Origin of the sequence: Aliamphritea spongicola (genome assembly GCF_017051665.1) — a bacterium.
GTDB lineage: Bacteria > Pseudomonadota > Gammaproteobacteria > Pseudomonadales > Balneatricaceae > Amphritea > Amphritea spongicola.
In genome coordinates, this window is the sequence record NZ_JAFIDL010000003.1 from 372942 (window position 1) to 390693 (window position 17752).

Genomic DNA, 17752 nt, shown 5'->3' on the forward strand with positions numbered 1-17752 from the left:
ATGTCCGTCGGTATTGATGAAATAAGCTTCTACACCTCGAATTATTTTCTTGATCTTCAGCAGTTGGCTGAAGTGCGTGATATAGATGTCGATAAGTACTACAAAGGCATCGGTCAGGAAAAAATGGGTATGCCTGCGCCAGACGAAGATATCGTTACGATGGCCGCCAATGCAGCGTATCCACTGATCGAGCGGGTTGGCGCAGAGTCTGTCAGCACGGTTATGTTTGCCACCGAAACCGGTATTGATCAGTCTAAGTCAGCCGGTGTTTACGTACACCGTTTGCTGGGGCTGTCGGCTAACTGCCGTGTGGTTGAACTCAAGCAGGCCTGTTACAGCGCCACTGCCGCTATTCAGATGGCCTGTGCACTGGTTGCCCGTCAGCCGGAAAAACGCGTCCTGGTTATTGCCTCTGATGTAGCACGATATGATCTGGATACTCCGGGTGAAGCGACCCAGGGCTGCGGTGCGGTTGCGATGCTGATCACTGCAAATCCCCGTCTGGTCGAAATTGATCCTGAAGTGGGTAACTACACTGAAGACGTGATGGATTTCTGGCGTCCGAACTATCGTTCAACCGCGCTGGTGGACGGTAAGTATTCAACCAAGATTTATCTGAAATCGCTGAAGCAGGCGTGGGAGCACTTCTGCACAGCCAGTTCGCTGGCGTTCAACGATTTTCAGCACTTTTGCTACCATTTGCCGTTTACCCGCATGGCGCAGAAAGCCCATAAGCATCTGGCTAAGCTGAACCAGAGCGAGCTGAGCCCTGAAATGCTGGATTTGCAGGTGGAAGACACGTTGCTGTACAACCGCATCATCGGTAACAGCTATACCGCGTCGATGTACATTGGTCTGGTGTCTCTGCTGGAAAACTGCAAGCAGAACCTTGAAGGTAAGCGTGTAGGCTTCTTCAGTTACGGCTCGGGCTGTGTGGCTGAGTTCTTCTCTGGTCGGGTCGTTGCCGGCTATGAGCAGTATCTGCACAGCGCCCGTCACCAGGCGATGCTGGCGGCCCGTAATGCGGTGTCCTATGAAGAATATCTGCGTCTGTATAACGAAGTGGAGCCAACCGACGGAGGCGTTCATGAGCGTCGTCGCGAATCCACCGGCCGTTTCCGTTTAGCGAGCATTTCTCACCATAAGCGTGAGTATGTCGCTTGCTAATCAGGCGTCAGCGGTAAGTCTTGCCCCGGGCAAGCTGATCCTCAGCGGCGAACATGCCGTTGTTTATGGTGCGCCGGCACTGGCATTAGCCGTGGCGCGCCACATCCGCAGTCAGTGCAGTATCCGCCCGGATGCTGCCGCGGGTCTCTCCTGGTCATTACCGGATCTGCAACAGCAGGGCACCTTAAGCTGGGTGGACGTCCGTGCGCAGCGTTCTTTGCTGGACAACCGCTTTGCCGAGTTTGAGGCGGGTAAATTGTCCGCTGCTGAGATTCTGCAATCTCCCCAACAACTGGTGTTGTATTGCCTGGCGCTGTGCTTGCCTGAGTCTGATCCTGCCTGCCATCTGGAATTGAGTGTTTCTTCCCAACTGCCTGCCGGTGCCGGTATGGGCTCATCTGCGGCGGCCGCCGCATCAGTGCTGTCTTTGGCAGCTGCGCAATTCGGGCAGTCGTTAGCAAAGCAAAAACTGTTTGAAATGACCCGTTATTGTGAGCGCCTGTGCCATGGCCGGGGCGGGCTTATCGATTCTGCCACGGTCAGTTTTGGCGGGCTGGTAGAAGCACTTAACGGTGTGGCCTCCCCGGTACCGGATGCGGTACTCAGCGGCAACTGGTTTTATGTGAATACCGGCCGGCCAGTGAGCGGCACTGGCGAATGTGTTGAACAGGTTCGTCAGGGCTTCGGCGGTTCTGATATCTGGCAGGCATTTACCGCGGTGACAGAGCAGATTAAAACTGCTGTATTACAGAAACAGGATGCCCGCGTTGCCGTGCGCGAAAACCAGCGCCTGCTGGAAACCATTGGTGTTGTGCCTGAAAGAGTTGCCCGTTTTGCCCGAACGGTGGAAGCCGCTGGCGGAGCCGCTAAAATCAGTGGAGCAGGGGCTGTACGTGGTGATGGCGGCGGGGCGATGCTGGCATACGGCATCAGCGAACCGGAACTGGCCATCCTGTGTGCTGATTTTGGCTATGAATTTTTTGCGATAGAAGAGGACAGCGACGGTGCTCGACTCAGTGATTAGAGCTTCAGCTCCCGGCAGCATTATGCTGATGGGGGAACACGCGGTGCTGTTTGGTGAACGCGCCCTGGCCTGCGCGGTGGATAAGCATATTCATGTGACGCTGACCCCGCGGGATGACCGTGTGATTAATATTGATTCCGCGCTGGCACAGTACAGCGCCAGCCTGGATGAGTTACAGCCGGACACCCGGCTGAGCTTTGTGCTGGCGGCGGTTGAACAGCATCAGGACGGATTACACAAAGGTTTTGATCTGAAGATCGAAGCCGGTTTTGGTCATACCTTAGGATTGGGATCATCGGCAGCGGTCACCGTTGCCACAACCTCTGTGCTGGATGCTTATTGCCAGCAAGCCTCCGACAGCTATGAGCTGTTCCGTAAAGCGCTGGCTACCGTGCATAAAGTACAGGGGCGTGGCTCCGGTACTGACCTTGCTGCCAGTGTCTTTGGTGCATCAGTGGGCTATACGGTTGATCCCTGTCAGATCGAACCTTTAGGGCAGGTGCCGGAGCTGAGTCTCTATTATGTGGGCTATAAGACCACCACCCCTGAGGTGCTGCGTCAGGTAGAACAGCATACCCAGGCTTTGCCGGAGCTTTACCAGAAGCTGTACTGGCTGATGGGGCAGTGTACCTTTGATGCTGAAGCCGCGCTGGCCCGGCAGGACTGGCCAGCACTGGGCCAGTGTATGAATGTTTATCAGGGGTTGATGGATGCGCTGGGCGTGAATGATCTGGCGCTATCCGATCTGGTCTACCGATTACGGCAGTCGCCGGTTATTTACGGTGCGAAGATCTCCGGCTCCGGGCTGGGAGACTGTGTACTTGCATTAGGCCGGGATCCTGAACTGGCACTGGATTATCAGGAAATTCCCGTCAGTTTGTCACCACAGGGGGTGAGTGTTGAAATTTACTAAGCAGCAGGTTGTCGCTGAACATCTGCCGGAAACCGTCTTACCGCAAAGCATGGAAGACTTCAGTTTTGCGCCCAGTAATATTGCTCTGTGTAAATACTGGGGGAAGCGGGATGCAGAGTTAAACCTGCCGATCAATTCCAGCCTGTCGGTATCACTGGCACACCTGGGCAGTAAAACCCGGATTCTGCTGTCAGAGAGCGGGCAGGATCAGGTGGTGCTGAATGATGAGCTGCTGGCCGCTGATAACAGCTTTGCCGTTAAGGTTATCGCCTTTATAGATATGTTCCGCCGGGGCGCCGATCACCGGGTACGGGTGGAAACGGTGAACAACATTCCTACGGCGGCGGGGCTGGCGTCATCCGCGTCAGGCTTTGCTGCGCTGATGCAGGCGGTGAATGAGTTTTACCGTTTAGAACTGGATCTTTCCCTGCAGTCTGCGTTTGCCCGGATGGGCAGCGGCAGTGCCAGCCGTTCACTGTTTAACGGTTTCGTGGAATGGAACATGGGGCAGCGGGAAGACGGTATGGACAGCGTGGCGACGTCTTTAGCCACCGCCTGGCCGGATTTACGCATTGGTCTGATTAAAGTCAGCACGGCCCAGAAACCGGTGGATTCCCGTTCCGGAATGAACCGTACCGTTGCGACGGCACATCTTTACCAGAGCTGGCCGATGCAGGCCGCAGCAGACCTGAGCCAGTTACATGCCGCAATTGAAAGCCATGACTTTGAATTGCTCGGGCAGACGGCGGAGCAGAATGCCCTGTCGATGCACGCTACGATGATTGCTTCCTGGCCGCCACTGCTTTACTGGCAGGCCGATTCAGTCACAGCGATGCATAAAATCTGGCAACTGCGTGCTGAAGGCTTAAGCCTGTATTTCACCATGGATGCCGGACCTAACCTCAAGGTGCTGTTCAGCGCCGCCGATGAAGCCGCTGTGTGCGGGCAATTCCCTGATATGCAGGTAATCGCGCCGTTTGGCAGCTAACGGTTATTGCATGGAAAGCGCAGCAATGTCGTTAGCCTCTGGCCGGGAAGGATTTATCCTTACCCGGCAGCAGTATGACGGCCGGGACGGCGTGGACTTCAGCTACTGGCTGAAAGACAACAGCGCTGCGTTTAACGTCACCATCAAAGGCCAGGAAGTGGTCTTTTTTGTCTTTGATGACGATGTTCCCGAAATACAATCCCTTTTGCATGACCTGCAGGGCTGGCGGTTGGCGGATCTGCCGTTAAAAGAGCTGGAGCAGCGGGGCGTTCACGGGCTCTATTGTCAGTCTCTTGCGGTACAGCGGCAGGTGATCGAACGGTTGACCCGCGCTCATATCGGCATGATGGAAGAAGATATCCGGGGTGTCGACCGCTATCTGATGGAGCGTTTTATTCAGGCCGGTGCCCGGGCGGTAATGACCGAACAGGGTATGCGGCTGCAGCCGGTGGACGTTAAACCGCCGCTGAAAATGCTTTCACTGGATATAGAAACCACCATGCGGGCGGATCATATCTTCTCCATTGGTTTCTATGCGGATGATTTCCGTCAGGTGGTGATGATCGGCGAACCGCCTGCTGAAACAGAAGGTCAGCCCGCCGATGACTGGTTGGTTTATGTACCGGATGAACGTCAGTTACTTAAAGCCTTTGAGCGTATTACCCGGGAATACGACCCGGATATTTTCATTGGCTGGAATGTGGTTGGTTTTGATTTCCGGGTGATCTACGAACGGGCACGGCTACTCGGTGTACGCCTGTCACTGGGGCGGGATAACAGCCCGTTGAATGTGATGCGTTCCGGACAGGGTAAGTGGTTCTGCCGGATTCCCGGCCGTGTGGTCATCGACGGTATTGATACCCTGAAAGGGGCCACCTTTCAGTTCGAAAGCTTCTCCCTTGAATATGTTGCTAACCATCTGCTGGAGCGGGGCAAACTGCTTGGGCACCAGGTGGATGACGGTCTCAACCGTGGCGAAGAAATACAGCAGACCTACAGAGATAACCCCCGCCTGCTGGCGGAATATAATCTGGAAGACTGTAAGCTGGTCTGGGACATCTTCGAAAAAGCCCAGCTGCTGCACTATCTGGTGGAGCGGGGTCGGTTAACCGGGCTGGCACTGGATAAAATCGGTGGTTCGGCAGCGGCCTTCGATAACCAGTATCTGCCCCGGCTGCACCGTAAGGGCTATGTGGCCCGGGTTTATGCCTCCGGTGCAGATATGGGCGCGCCCGGCGGTTTTGTCATGGATTCGGTGCCGGGGCTGTTTGAACATGTGCTGGTACTGGATTTCAAGAGCCTGTATCCCAGTATCATTCTGACCTTTATGGTTGACCCCTACGGGCTGGCACAGGGCACCGGTACCGAAGTGCCGCCGGAATGTCTGATACCCGGCTTCAATAACGGGGTCTTTGACCGTCGTGACAGTATCCTGCCATCGATCATTGAAACCCTGTGGTCCGCCCGGGATCAGGCCAAGGCTGAGCAGAATGCGCCGCTGTCGCAGGCCATTAAGATCATCATGAACAGTTTCTATGGGGTGCTGGGCTCCAATGTTTGCCGCTTCTTTGATTCCCGTCTGTCCGGCTCAATTACCCTGCGGGGCCATGAAATTCTCAACCGTACCAAAGAGCAGATCGAGCAGGCTTTCGGCCATAAAGTGATTTATGGGGATACGGATTCTGTATTCGTCTGGCTGGGAAATGATTTTCCGGCGGATCAGGCAGAAGCAGAAGGTAAACGGCTGGCCACTGAACTGAATAACTGGTGGCGTCAAAATCTGCGGGAACGTTTTGATATCGACTGCCATCTGGAACTGGAGTTTGAAACCCATTATCAGCGCTTTCTGATGCCGACCATGCGTCATTCCGACAAGGGTACCAAGAAGCGCTATGCGGGGATTCAGTATCAGCCGGACGGCAGTCACCGGATGGTCTTTAAAGGTCTGGAAAATGTCCGCTCCGACTGGACGCCCCTGGCCAGAAGGGTGCAGCAGGAACTGTATGAAAAGGTCTTTACGGATCAGCCTTATCAGGAATATCTTCAGGCCGTCCTAAAAGATTTACGGGCAGGTCTGCTGGATGATGAACTGGTTTACCGTAAACGGCTGCGCCGGCCACTGGCGGATTACCAGAAAAACAAACCGCCGCAGATTCAGGCCGCTCATAAGCTTTGCGAACAGCTGGCGAAAGAAGGCAAGCCGGATCAGATATCTGCCGGTACTTACATTGAATACGTGATCACTGTGAATGGCCCGGAACCGGCCCGTTACCGTACCTCGGCGATTGACTATCAGCACTACGCGGATAAACAGCTGATGCCGGTGATTGATACCATTCTGGTGTTTCTGAATCAGGATTTCGAGTCCCTGGCGACCCCTCAGTTTCAGTTATTCTAGGCCGGTTATTCTGGCTCTGCTTTGCTGGTAGAATGGCAAGCAATTGTTAAATCATCCTTTTTTGCCAGCAGGACCGCTTTAATGCTCAGTAATTCTCCGGTTTACCTTCAGGTTCGTGATCAGCTCTGGGAATGGATCACCGCCAACAGCCTGGGCAGCCAGGCGCGGTTACCGGCAGAGCGTGAACTGGCGGAACGTTTCAGAACCACCCGGGTCACTCTGCGCCAGGCATTAGGGCAGCTGGAAGCGGAAGGGCGCATCTATCGTTCGAACCGCCGGGGCTGGTTTGTTACTCCGGCACGGCTCAGTTATGAGCCCAGCCGGGATGTGGGCTTTACCCGCTACGTTGCAGAACAGGGCTTTGTTCCCCGTACTGAAACCCTTACCAAGATCATTACCGAAACACCGGCCTGGCTGGCAGAACAGTGCGATATGCCGGTGGGGTCTCCTATCTATCATTTCGTACGTCGCCGCTTTGTGGATGACCGCTGCCTGCTGGTGGAGCATAACTATGTGAATCCGCTGAAATGTCCGGGTCTGCTCAATCAGGACACTGACAATTCTCTGTGGAAAATGCTGCGGGAAACCTACCAGTTGGCGCCGGCTGAGCGGAAAATCGAAGTCTGCTCCCAGGCACTGGTTGGCGACGAGGCCAGTATTCTTAATGTGAATCAGGGCAGCACCGGCCTGTATCTGGAACGACTCTGCTATGACGAAAACGGTGACTTTCTGGAATTCGACCGGGAGTACTGGTTGCACGATGCCATCAAGCTGGTGGTGAATATTGAGGGATAAAGTTCTGCAGCTGCGAGCTGACTCTGCTCAGGGACAGATAATTTCATTCGTTTGAAGTCATTAACTGAGTAAGCAGAATGTTAAATTGTTTTGTCTGTTACTCTGAATGAGGTTTGGTAAAGATTCAGAGGCCTGTGGATAAGGGCTAGTTATGAAAAAAGCCTGACTCCTTTGTGATGAATTTTGGGTGAACCCTCCATAACATCGGTAAAGAACCAGGCTTTGCTAGGTGCTCCGTAATGTGGAGCAACAATTCTGCCGCTTAGCTATTCATTGCGGCTTTGATTTTTTCAGGCCGTAAAGGCAGTTCACGTATACGTGCGCCACAGGCATCAAAAACTGCATTCGCCAGTGCTGCAGACGCAGGCCCCTGTGATACTTCGCCGACACCAAGCGGAGCCTGATCCGGTCGGTTAATCACATAGATATCGACTGTCGGTGTGTTATCCAGTTTTAAGATAGGGTATCCGGTCCAGTCTAAGCTGGTGATGGCATCTTCGTTATAAGTAACTTCTTCCATCAATGCCCAGCTTAGGGACTGGATAATACCGCCTTCAACCTGGTTCGCTACACCGTCGGTATTGATTGCCTGGCCGGCATCTACAGCAGCGGTAACCTTTTCAATAGATACTTCGCCTGTTTTTAAGTCGACGTCAACATCGACAACGATTGCTGTCATACCTGCACGGTTTTTATAGCGGCTGAATGCCAGTCCACGGCCTTTACCGTTACCGCCTTTTTGACCTGTCCAGCCCGATTGTTTAACGACTTCTTCAATCACGGCTTTATGACGTGGATCGGTAAGATGACGTATACGCAATGCAGCAGGGTCTTCATTCAGGTCCAAAGCAATTTCATCAAGGAAGCACTCCATGGCGAAGATATTGCCATGTGCTCCCAGCGTTCTGAGTGCTGAAACCCTGAGTGGCATTTCCGGGATTAGATGTTTGATGACCCGGGTATTAGGTATGTCATAAATCGGATTTGCATTGCGTTCACCGCCGCCGCCAAATTTTGGCGGAATATCAACGATATCGTAGCGTTTCACCGGCTTATTAAGGTGCCACATGGGCAGATAAGCTGTGCCTTTGCCTGCATCCATATAAAACTGTAATCCCGGACGGGCACCGTGAACACCTGTCCATACATCGTGTTCATATGCTGTAATTTTAGATGCGCTGTCGATTGTCGCTTTTAATTCCATCCGCATTGCCGTGCCACAGGGGGCCTGTGCCATCTCATCCTGCCGTGACCACATTACCCTGACCGGTCGGCCTGAAGCACGTGCTAATAACGCGGCATCCATGCCGACATCATCAGCACCGTTGTGGCCAAAACAGCCAGCACCGTGAGCGTGAATAAAACGAATCTTTTCTTCGGGCATGCCAAGCGCGAAGGCCATATCGCGGCGCCCCGGAAATACGCCCTGGGTGTGAGACCAGACTGTCAGAGTATCACCTTCAAACTGAGCGATGCCGCATGAAGGTGATGCGGATGCGTGAGCAATAAAAGGGCGATAATATGCGGCGGAAATCTGTCGGCCTTTGGACTGGGAAACATCGCCTGTTTCAAAGAATGTCTCTGTTGTATTTGGCAGGTTTTTAATTTGCGTTGGCAAATCACTGTGGACAGGTTTCAGTGCAGGACCTTCCCATTCTGCATTTTGGCTGAGTGCTTTTGCTGCCGTGATGGCTTGTTCTTCACGCTCAGCAACAACGCCGAGGAAGCTACCATCATGAATAACAGAAATAACTCCTGGCATTTTTTTAACATCAGCTGTTGCTACTTTACGTAAGGTAAAGTTGGGCCGGGCCGGACGTACAACGCGGCCATGGGCCATATTAGGCAGGCGAATATCGGTTATAAACCCTTCTTTTCCTGTCAGTTTATCCTGAAGATCAATACGTGGGAGGGGCTTACCGACAAGTTTGTAAGTGGAAGGATCTTTTGGCGCCACTTTGCCGGTCATTTTAATGTCGATTGCTTTATTGTTAACCAGTGACCAGTAACTGGTTTTAGCGCCGTTGGTACCGGTAATCTCACCGTCTATAACAGTGGCATCTGCTTTATTAATATTGGCTGTGACTTTGGCCATATCCAGCAGGTAATCGCGAACCTCAGCACTGGCGTGGCGAATTGCCATGCCACTTGTTTCTATCGATACACTTCCCGCGGTGTAAAACTCTTCTGGTGAGAGAGATGTATCGGGGTTGATCATCTGCACGCGGTTCATGTCGACATCGAGTTCTTCGGCGACAATCTGGCAGATAGCGGTCTGAACACCCTGTCCTAATTCCGCTTTGCCGGAAAAGACGGACACACTTCCTTCAGGATTGATTCGGATCCAGGCATCAACAGTTGGATATTTGGTTGTGATCCAGGGAAGTTTTGCGTCGGCAGCCTGTGCACCACGGAAGGTAACCGGCAGCATAAAGCTGGCTGTCAGGCCGCCTGCTACTTTAAGGAATTTTCGTCTGGAAAAATCAGATGCGTTAACACTGCTCATAAGTCTGCTGCTCCTACATTTGTTCCCAAATCTGCACCCTGGGCACGTTTAATGGCTTTTAAGACCCGTGCCTGACTCCCACAGCGGCATAAAACTCCGCTCATCGCCTGGCGAATTTCATCATCATTTGCTTTTGGATTGTCTTTAAGCAGGCTGCTTGCCTGTATAATCATGCCGTTAGTGCAATAACCGCACTGCGCTGCCTGTTCATCTAAAAAAGCTTGCTGCAGAGCGTGAAGTTGACTGTCCGAAACGGCCAGTCCGTCCAGAGTGGTTACTTCTTTATTTTTGATGGCGGAAACTGGCATTACACAAGAGCGTACGACTTTACCCTCAACGAGAACGCTACAGCTGCCGCACTGAGCAACGCCGCACCCAAATTTCGGGCCATTCTGCTCGAAGTCACCCCTGAGTGCGTAAAGTAGCGGTGTATCGTCAGCAACTGTGCTTGATACCTGCTTACCGTTTAATTTAAATGTGGTCATGTCATAGTCATCCTAGTTATTTTTGATGATCAGATTGTTGAATGCACCGATCTTTTCTTTTATTTATGTAGTGATTGAGTGCCCTTATTCAGGTTGGTTGAGATACAGATAATTGGTGGTTAGCTGAATCAGATCCTGTTTGGTATCGATATCTGTTTCAGCCTGCGGAAGTGGAACCGCTGTGACTGAGTTGCAGTAGCGGTCCAGCAAACAGCGTGCGCCTGAGTCACCATTTAAGTTCTGAAGTTCTGAGAAAAAGCGTGTCGGAAACAGGGCGGGGACTGCGTTTTTACCGCAATAATGCGCAGCAATTATTGTTGTGCCATCAAACCGGGACAGGAGTTCTGAGTAGTCGCTTTGCATTAGCCTGACCTGATCGGCTAGAGCGATCAAAATGCCATCATAGTTGCTCTGTTGGATGATGGTGTTTACGCCTGTTTTAATTGATGAACCAAGACCCTGGTTCCAGGTTAAATGCTCAATGACGTGGCAACGTCCGGCAAGTAAAGGGCTGACTTCGTTCCGGTAGGCGCCGATGACGGTGTAAACCTCTTGGTTAAATACCGGTGTTAGCTGTTCCAACGCGCGTTGAATCATTGGCTGGCCCTCAACGGAGGCCAGTTGTTTCCGCCCTCCGAAGCGGGAGCTGCCGCCAGCGGCCAGCAACAGGCATGCGACATTCATCTGGCAGCCACTGATCTGAGATGAGGTTTTGCAGCTTGTGAATGCAATACCGCATGACATTCGCTGAGAATAGAAAGCGCAATGCTTTCGGGAAGCTGGCCGCCAATTTTCAGCCCGGCAGGTCCTGAGACCGGACATCCCAGTAAGGACTCACTGAGCGCTGCCCGTTCAAGCACCTGGTGATAACGGTGGGGTGGTCCCAACAGGGCGATGTGTTTAAGACCGCAGAGATGAATATTAAGTAAAGCTTGCGCATCGAGATCAATGTTATGTGACATTAATACTGCGGCATCGACACGGGTGTCAGTGATATAACGTTTTAGGCTAGTGCCCAGTTCACGGAGTATCGTGTCTGCATGAGGAAACTTATCAACTCTTGCATTCGCTGGTCTTGGATCGGCGAGGGTGACTCGCCAGCCAAGTTCTTTGGCTATTCGAACTATCGGGATTGCATCAATGCCGCCACCGACGACGAGCAGATGAGGCTCAGGGGTTATAGGGGTAATTAACCAACCTTCTTTGATGTGGCCATGCACCGTCGGACAAGGTTCGCCGGGTTGAAAGAATGCTTCTGTACACCCAATTTTTTGATGGTAAGTACCAGATATTCTTTGTCTGAGTGCTGTGGCTACTGCACCCAGATTTAAATCGTTATCAGCATGTAAGGGTTGCAGCATGATGTATACCTTGCCTCCACAGCCGATACCCAGCTGGAAAGAAAGATCATCTTCGTCTGTGCTGTCGTAGATCAGGGTAGCCGGGGTCAGGGTAGCCATGACTTTACGTGCGTTGCGCATGATATCTGATTCCAGGCAACCACCGCTTAGCATTCCGAACTGTTGACCAAGGCTGTTAATTAGCATCATGGAACCTGCTTTGCGATATGCAGATCCTTCGGTTTTATAAACCGTACCCAAAACCCACTCAGTACCGGCTTCGCTATTTAGCCAGGCAGACAGCATATAAGAAAGTTGGTTACTCATAGTGATGTACGCAATTTTTAAAGGCTGTTTGATACATGTGCGGGCCTTTTATTTATTATTTATGTGTTATAAACATATATTGTCTAAAACGTATAAGTCAAGCTTTGCCAGCCCATTTGAAATCATGGATAAGCAACTGATGAGATTTTTTTGTGTTTAATCAGAGAGGGGCGGGCAACGTCTGTGGCTGTAACTGCAACAGAGAATTATTTATAGGGATGCAGGCAGAGCAGTTATAACTGACTGAATTTACTTAAGTTAATCGTTTTAGTTTGAGCTTTGAGTCAGGCCGGAAGTGGGAAGTCTGAAGTGAGAATGTGGTTATAGGTATTTTTATATAGGGCATAAAAACACAAGAGAATAAAGCCTGACTTAGTTGTTGAAGTGAAGAGGGCGCAGTATTGACAGGATGAAGCTGATCCAGCCTTGCGATTTGAGGAACCTCTTAACTACGAGCGGGTGCCCGGAAGTGCATTTAGGTCCGGCTTCAAAGCAGAGCGGATCTTAAATATTGGGTTTTTGATTTGATATGTGGTAAGTATGATTATGTAATTATACAGCTTGAACGTATATTGTTAAAAACAGATATGTGGATCAAATGACAGATCAGAATAACGACAAAGTATTTCAAACCCCTGACCTCGTAATTGAAGAGACAGGACAGTATGTCCCTGCGCAGCATGCTTATCTGAACCTTATTCGCACCGCACAAGTGATGGGTCAGCATGTCTCGGATTTGCTGGCGGAGTTTGGACTCTCAGGAAAGCAATATAACGTTCTGCGTTCTATTCGGCGTGGAGGATCCGAAGGGTTGAGGGTCTCTCAGATCAGTGAGCAAATGACGGATCCCCGGGCAGATGTAACAAGGCTCATGGACCGGCTGGTGCGTGACGGCCTGGTTGACCGGAAACCTGACGTAGCGGACCGAAGAGTTGTACGTTCCGTTCTGACAGACGAAGGTGCGAAGATTCTTCAGTCCATTGATGAACCGCTTCTGAAAATTCACCGGTCTCAGTTTGAGCTTCTTTCGGAGTCCGAGCTCAAACAACTGGATTTTCTTCTTCAGAAGGCCCGGGGTGAAATTGTGGGCTGAGTGTCAGGCCCGGACGTATACTTCTTTACCAGATACCCGATGCACCCGGCCATTGGGTATTCTTCTTCTTCTTCTTCTTCGCGACTGTGTCTGCTGTGACGGTCTCTTGCCAACACCTGAAGTTTTTCCTGGATATTAATCCCAGAGCTGTAACAAGGCCTGTACATGATCCTGGCTTAATTATGCTGCACTCACAGTGTGTTCATGTCTCAGCACTTAAAGCGCATTCATTTTATAATTTGTGGCTTTCTTCAGGTGGTTTTCAGCCTGTGTTTTTAACCGTCATGTGAGAAAAGCAGGGCATAGCTGGTCTAAAAGTGACTGTGTTTACCAATATGTATTCATCAAATTTATTTTTTGATTTGTCTAAATAATTATTTGATTTTAATCATACTTTTTGGTACAGCACTTTGAAGGAATAATATGACTGGGTAATTGGACTGTTCTTCTGCACAGGAAGGATGCAGTTTCTCTCAGTTGATCATTATCAATACTTCATTAATTTCAATTATTTAACGTTTATTTTCTTCTCCTTTTAAAATTTCTTATCTGCACAAAATTCCCTTGCTCCTTTCTTCATCTTGTTAAGAGAGGCGACAGAATTCATTTGACTTTGTTGTTTATGACATTATATGTTTACAACAAATAAATTATTACAAAGCTGTAAATACTAAAAATCAGGAGAATGGCTGTGTTGGGAAAAATTGCGCTCGAAGAGCATTTCGCTATTAGTGAAACATTGCAGGATTCAGCAGGATTTGTGCCAGACAGTTACTGGACAGAACTCAGTAGCCGTCTGATGGATATTCATGATCGCAGATTATCTGAAATGGATAAGCATGGCATTGAAATGTCTATCTTGTCTTTGAACGCTCCTGCCGTGCAGGCCATTCCGAATGTTTCTCATGCAATCGATGTTGCCCGCCGTGCTAATGATTATCTTGCTGAGCAGGTCAGCCTTCGCCCGGATCGCTTTCAGGGATTTGCGGCGTTGCCGATGCAGGATCCTGAGGCTGCTACTGAAGAGTTAACCCGCTGTGTTAAGGAACTGGGATTCCGTGGTGCATTGGTTAACGGTTTTTCTCAGGTGGAAGGCAGTGATGAACCGCTTTACTACGACCTGCCTCAATACCGGGAATTTTGGAAGCAGGTTGAAGCGCTGGGTGTGCCTTTTTATCTGCATCCGCGTAATCCCTTACCGCAACATTCGAAGATTTATGAAGGACACTCCTGGCTGATGGGGCCAACCTGGGCGTTTGGACAGGAAACGGCTGTTCATGCATTGCGTCTGATTGGTTCAGGACTGTTTGATGAGTACCCCGGGCTGCGAATCGTATTAGGGCATATGGGAGAAGGTCTGCCTTATTCAATGTGGCGAATTGATAATCGCAATGCATGGGTAGAAACCACACCGGGATACCCTGCCAAACGGGCGATCGCCGATTACTTTAATGAAAACTTTTATCTGACCACTTCAGGCAATTTCAGAACACAAACGCTGATCGATGCCATGATGGAAATCAGTTCTGACCGGATTCTGTTCTCCACAGACTGGCCTTTTGAAAATGTAGATCATGCGGCGAACTGGTTCGATTCAGCCAGTATCAGTGAGCGTGATTTGCATAAGATCGGTCGCCAGAATGCGATTGAATTGTTTCAGTTAGAAGATGTTCTGGGTGTTTCATCCGAAAAACTGTCGCTTGTGAAATAGGTCTGTTAGCTAATATTCAGACTGATTGACTGTATTTCAGGAAGCGAAGGTAAAGACAATGACAAAACTGATGCCACTGTTAAAACTGCGAAAATTATCCGGGCTGGTTATGCGTGTATTGGAGCGCTTACTCGGATGCATGGTTATCGCAGCTGTCATTTTGAATTTAGCGAACATTGTCGGACGTTATGTCTTTGGGAGTGCCATTATTGGCGCTGAAGAAGTTCTGATTTATCTCATGATCGGAATCGTTTTTTTGGGAACTGTTCTGGTCTCTCTCCGTAATCAGCACATGAGTATGTCGATGTTTGTTGATATGACTCCTGTGCGTCTGCAGAGATATCTACGTTGTTTTGAGTGGTTGGCGATTACGGTGTTGGCAGGCTTTGTTGCCTGGGTTGCTTTCACCGTATCGCTGCAACTTAAAAGTTTTGCTCAAACCAGTCTTACCGCGAACATTCCTATGTGGATACCTCATGGCGCTGTTGCCGTTGGCTTCGGATTATCAGCCTGTATTACATTGTTGTTTGGTTTGCGGGGGCTCTTTGGTAAGTCAGGAAAAGGAGAGGGTCAATGACAGCTGTTGATTGGTCATTAGCAATTTCTCCGGTTCTGCTGCTTGTATTAGGGTTTCCTATATATGTGGTATTGCTGGGAACTGCCGCAATTACACTTGTATTCTTCAGTAATGTTCCGGATATTGCCCTGCATCAGGCACTGTTTGGCTCAGTTGAATCGTTTGCGCTTTTAGCCATTCCGTTTTTTATCTTTGCCGGTGAGCTTATGTCCCGTGGCTCTATCGCAAAGCGTATTGTTGACTTCGTTGATGAGGGATCCGGGCCGGTTCGGGGCAAGATTGGTTTAACAACCGTTGCTACAACGACGCTCTTTGGCGCTATATCAGGTTCTGCTCCGGCGACGGTGGCAACCGTTGGCCGTTTGTTGTTACCAACCCTTCGTCAGTCAGGTTATCCGGATCGGGTATCTGCAGGTTTGCTGGCTTCAGCCGGTACTATCGGTGTGTTGATACCGCCTTCAATTCCACTCATTGTTTATGGGGTCGCAGCAAACGAGTCCGTTCCCCGGTTGTTTGCAGCAGGTATTCTTCCCGGATTACTGGTTGCTGTACTCATGTCTGCACTGGTAATTATCCAGACCCGGGTTTACGGAATCAGAGATGGCCGGCCATTTAACTGGGGGGCGCTGTGGGTAAGTATCCGCAGGGCAGGTTTTGCGCTGGTACCGGCCGCGATTATTCTGGGCGGTATTTACGGGGGCATTTTTTCACCAACCGAAGCTGCGGGTATTGCCTGTGTGGCAGCGGTCATCATTGCCAGCATGGTTTACCGTGATCTGGACTGGCGTGATGTTCTGACCTGTGCAGAAAAAACAGCCTTTTTAACCGCTCAGGTGATGATTATTGTAGCCGCAGCAGGCGTTTTTTCCTGGGTGTTAACGATTAATCAGGTGCCTCAGGAAATTGCGGGCTGGATCGCTCAGGCTAATCTTTCCCCCTGGGTACTGCTGCTTATCATAAATGTTGCTTTGCTTCTGCTCGGAGCCATTCTGGATCCGATTGCCGCAATTCTGGTCGTAACTCCATTACTGGCGCCTATTATGGCTGCTGCAGGTGTCGATCTTGTACACCTTGGCATCATCATGACACTTAACCTTGCAATTGGCCTTCTGACACCGCCTTTCGGACTGAGCCTGTTTATCACGCAGGGAGCACTTGGCTTGCGGCTAGGCCTTATTTTACGTGGCGTTATTCCCGTGCTTATTGTTCAGCTTTTGGCGCTGGCAATCGTGACTTTTATTCCCGAATTATCAACAGCCTTACCAAACTTTTTGTTTGCAAGGGCATAAATTAATCATAATAAGGATAAGAAAAATGAACATTCGACGGAAACTATTGAGCTGTATTCTTGGGTGTGCTGTTTTGGGATTTGGTTTACCTACTGTCGCACAAGAGCAGAAACTGAAGTTTGCTTCAGCAACGCTGAATGATGTTCAACATCAGTATCAGATGATGTTTAAAGACAGAGTCAGCAAAGAGTTGCCGGACGTTGCTGTTGAACTTTACCCGGCCAGCCAGTTGGGGCCAATTCCCCGAATGGTAGAAGGGGTTATGTTCGGCACGATCGAGTCTTTTATCACAGCAACTGCCTTTCTGAGTCAGGTAGACCCCCGGTTCCAGACATTTGATGTCGCATCCATTTTTAAAGATCCGGCCAAGACACAGCAACTGTTGTCATCTGATGTATTCAGGGAAAGAGCTAAAAACTACGGCAACACTCGTAATATTCAGCCAATCTCGACCTTTGTTCACAGTCCAAACTCGATCATTTCAAAAAAGCCAATTAAGTCGCTGCAGGATCTGGCGGGTCTGAAAGTGCGGGTGCTTGGCACGCCTTTTCAGATTGAGCCGATGAAAGCGCTGGGTGCAACACCGGTGCCGATGCCGTTATCAGAGGTTATGCCTGCGCTGCAAACAGGGGCGATTGATGCAGTGATAGCCGCGCCAACAGTTGCCGCAGCTTTTCGTTACTACGACGCTGCACCTTATATGGCAATGGTTGACAGCTGGCCACTTATCGTGACCGTCGCAACATCCAGTAACTGGCTGAATAACCTTCCTGATGAGACTCGTGAACGTCTTCAGAATATTGCACATGAAGTTGAATCTGAGGCGGTTAACTGGGGGCTTGGTGATGTGCAGCGTGCCGCAGATGCATGGACCGCAAATGGTGGCTCATTAACTCCGCTGACACCGGATGCTGAGGAGTCTTTACAGGCAGTCATTGCCAGCTCTACAGCAGGGTTGATTGAAAATAACACAGTCCTGTCGGCAGAAGTCGAGGCTCTGAACGGACTGTTAAAGTAATTTTTCCAGAGTAGCCGTCTGCGAGAACTTGCACTCAAGGGCATGGATACTGGGACTGGAAGTCCGGGTATCCGTGGAGCCACGCACTGAGTGAACTTCCGGTTATTGTTAAACGGCTGAG

15 protein-coding genes are annotated in these 17752 nt (G+C 50.4%); 11 read left to right on the top strand and 4 right to left on the bottom strand.

Annotated elements, in window-relative coordinates:
• From JYB63_RS11725 to JYB63_RS11750, 6 genes are all read left to right on the top strand, one after another.
• Entirely contained in the window at positions 1-1167 is a 1167-nt protein-coding gene (locus JYB63_RS11725; protein ID WP_205658036.1) for a hydroxymethylglutaryl-CoA synthase, read from the top strand.
• Positions 1154-2191 carry a mevalonate kinase family protein gene (locus JYB63_RS11730; protein ID WP_205658037.1) on the top strand — a complete coding sequence of 346 codons (1038 nt, stop codon included), beginning with the start codon at positions 1154-1156 and terminating at the stop codon, positions 2189-2191. Before JYB63_RS11725 ends, JYB63_RS11730 begins: the two co-directional genes overlap by 14 nt.
• On the top strand, positions 2184-3104 hold the full coding sequence (locus JYB63_RS11735) for a mevalonate kinase family protein (RefSeq protein WP_336510878.1): 921 nt from the start codon (positions 2184-2186) through the stop codon (positions 3102-3104). The genes JYB63_RS11730 and JYB63_RS11735 overlap by 8 nt, the downstream gene beginning before the upstream one ends.
• Entirely contained in the window at positions 3091-4092 is a 1002-nt protein-coding gene (gene mvaD, locus JYB63_RS11740) for a diphosphomevalonate decarboxylase (RefSeq protein WP_336510879.1), read from the top strand. The genes JYB63_RS11735 and mvaD overlap by 14 nt, the downstream gene beginning before the upstream one ends.
• A 10-nt stretch (positions 4093-4102) precedes the next feature.
• Entirely contained in the window at positions 4103-6490 is a 2388-nt protein-coding gene (locus JYB63_RS11745) for a DNA polymerase II (protein ID WP_243431947.1), read from the top strand.
• 81 nt (positions 6491-6571) lie between these two features.
• The gene (locus JYB63_RS11750) at positions 6572-7285 is read left to right on the top strand and encodes a UTRA domain-containing protein (protein WP_205658038.1); all 714 of its coding nucleotides are present in this window, start codon (positions 6572-6574) and stop codon (positions 7283-7285) included.
• A gap of 262 nt (positions 7286-7547) precedes the next feature.
• Here JYB63_RS11750 and JYB63_RS11755 read toward each other — a convergent pair whose 3' ends face one another.
• From JYB63_RS11755 to JYB63_RS11770, 4 genes are all read right to left on the bottom strand, one after another.
• Entirely contained in the window at positions 7548-9791 is a 2244-nt protein-coding gene (locus JYB63_RS11755; protein ID WP_205658039.1) for a xanthine dehydrogenase family protein molybdopterin-binding subunit, read from the bottom strand.
• On the bottom strand, positions 9788-10276 hold the full coding sequence (locus JYB63_RS11760) for a (2Fe-2S)-binding protein (protein ID WP_205658040.1): 489 nt from the start codon (positions 10274-10276) through the stop codon (positions 9788-9790). The genes JYB63_RS11755 and JYB63_RS11760 overlap by 4 nt, the downstream gene beginning before the upstream one ends.
• 84 nt (positions 10277-10360) lie before the next feature.
• Positions 10361-10960: a nucleotidyltransferase family protein gene (locus tag JYB63_RS11765; RefSeq protein WP_205658041.1), complete on the bottom strand. Its 600-nt coding sequence runs from the start codon at positions 10958-10960 to the stop codon at positions 10361-10363.
• Entirely contained in the window at positions 10957-11943 is a 987-nt protein-coding gene (locus JYB63_RS11770; protein WP_205658042.1) for an XdhC family protein, read from the bottom strand. The genes JYB63_RS11765 and JYB63_RS11770 overlap by 4 nt, the downstream gene beginning before the upstream one ends.
• Before the next feature lie 598 nt (positions 11944-12541).
• On the opposite strand from JYB63_RS11770, the gene JYB63_RS11775 reads away from it, so the two are divergent.
• The 5 genes from JYB63_RS11775 (at position 12542) to JYB63_RS11795 (ending at position 17631) form a co-directional block, all read left to right on the top strand.
• A complete protein-coding gene (locus JYB63_RS11775) occupies positions 12542-13036 on the top strand; it encodes a MarR family winged helix-turn-helix transcriptional regulator (RefSeq protein ID WP_205658043.1) in 495 nt (164 codons plus the stop codon).
• A 691-nt stretch (positions 13037-13727) separates the two neighbouring features.
• A complete protein-coding gene (locus JYB63_RS11780; protein ID WP_205658044.1) occupies positions 13728-14747 on the top strand; it encodes an amidohydrolase family protein in 1020 nt (339 codons plus the stop codon).
• Positions 14748-14805: 58 nt separating this feature from the next.
• Positions 14806-15324, top strand: coding sequence for a TRAP transporter small permease (locus JYB63_RS11785; protein WP_205658045.1), 519 nt, complete (start codon positions 14806-14808; stop codon positions 15322-15324).
• Complete coding sequence (locus JYB63_RS11790) at positions 15321-16613, top strand: TRAP transporter large permease (RefSeq protein WP_205658046.1); 1293 nt, start codon at positions 15321-15323, stop codon at positions 16611-16613. Before JYB63_RS11785 ends, JYB63_RS11790 begins: the two co-directional genes overlap by 4 nt.
• 25 nt (positions 16614-16638) lie before the next feature.
• A complete protein-coding gene (locus tag JYB63_RS11795; protein WP_205658047.1) occupies positions 16639-17631 on the top strand; it encodes a TRAP transporter substrate-binding protein in 993 nt (330 codons plus the stop codon).
• Positions 17632-17752: the final 121 nt, after the last annotated feature.

Coding starts and splice junctions, on each gene's coding strand:
- JYB63_RS11765 (WP_205658041.1), bottom strand. CDS start 10,960: ATGAATGTCGCATGCCTGTTGCTGGCCGCTGGCGGCAGCTCCCGCTTC.
- JYB63_RS11795 (WP_205658047.1), top strand. CDS start 16,639: ATGAACATTCGACGGAAACTATTGAGCTGTATTCTTGGGTGTGCTGTT.
- JYB63_RS11790 (WP_205658046.1), top strand. CDS start 15,321: ATGACAGCTGTTGATTGGTCATTAGCAATTTCTCCGGTTCTGCTGCTT.
- JYB63_RS11725 (WP_205658036.1), top strand. CDS start 1: ATGTCCGTCGGTATTGATGAAATAAGCTTCTACACCTCGAATTATTTT.
- JYB63_RS11785 (WP_205658045.1), top strand. CDS start 14,806: ATGACAAAACTGATGCCACTGTTAAAACTGCGAAAATTATCCGGGCTG.
- JYB63_RS11775 (WP_205658043.1), top strand. CDS start 12,542: ATGACAGATCAGAATAACGACAAAGTATTTCAAACCCCTGACCTCGTA.
- JYB63_RS11745 (WP_243431947.1), top strand. CDS start 4,103: ATGGAAAGCGCAGCAATGTCGTTAGCCTCTGGCCGGGAAGGATTTATC.
- JYB63_RS11750 (WP_205658038.1), top strand. CDS start 6,572: ATGCTCAGTAATTCTCCGGTTTACCTTCAGGTTCGTGATCAGCTCTGG.
- JYB63_RS11730 (WP_205658037.1), top strand. CDS start 1,154: ATGTCGCTTGCTAATCAGGCGTCAGCGGTAAGTCTTGCCCCGGGCAAG.
- JYB63_RS11770 (WP_205658042.1), bottom strand. CDS start 11,943: ATGAGTAACCAACTTTCTTATATGCTGTCTGCCTGGCTAAATAGCGAA.
- JYB63_RS11760 (WP_205658040.1), bottom strand. CDS start 10,276: ATGACCACATTTAAATTAAACGGTAAGCAGGTATCAAGCACAGTTGCT.
- JYB63_RS11755 (WP_205658039.1), bottom strand. CDS start 9,791: ATGAGCAGTGTTAACGCATCTGATTTTTCCAGACGAAAATTCCTTAAA.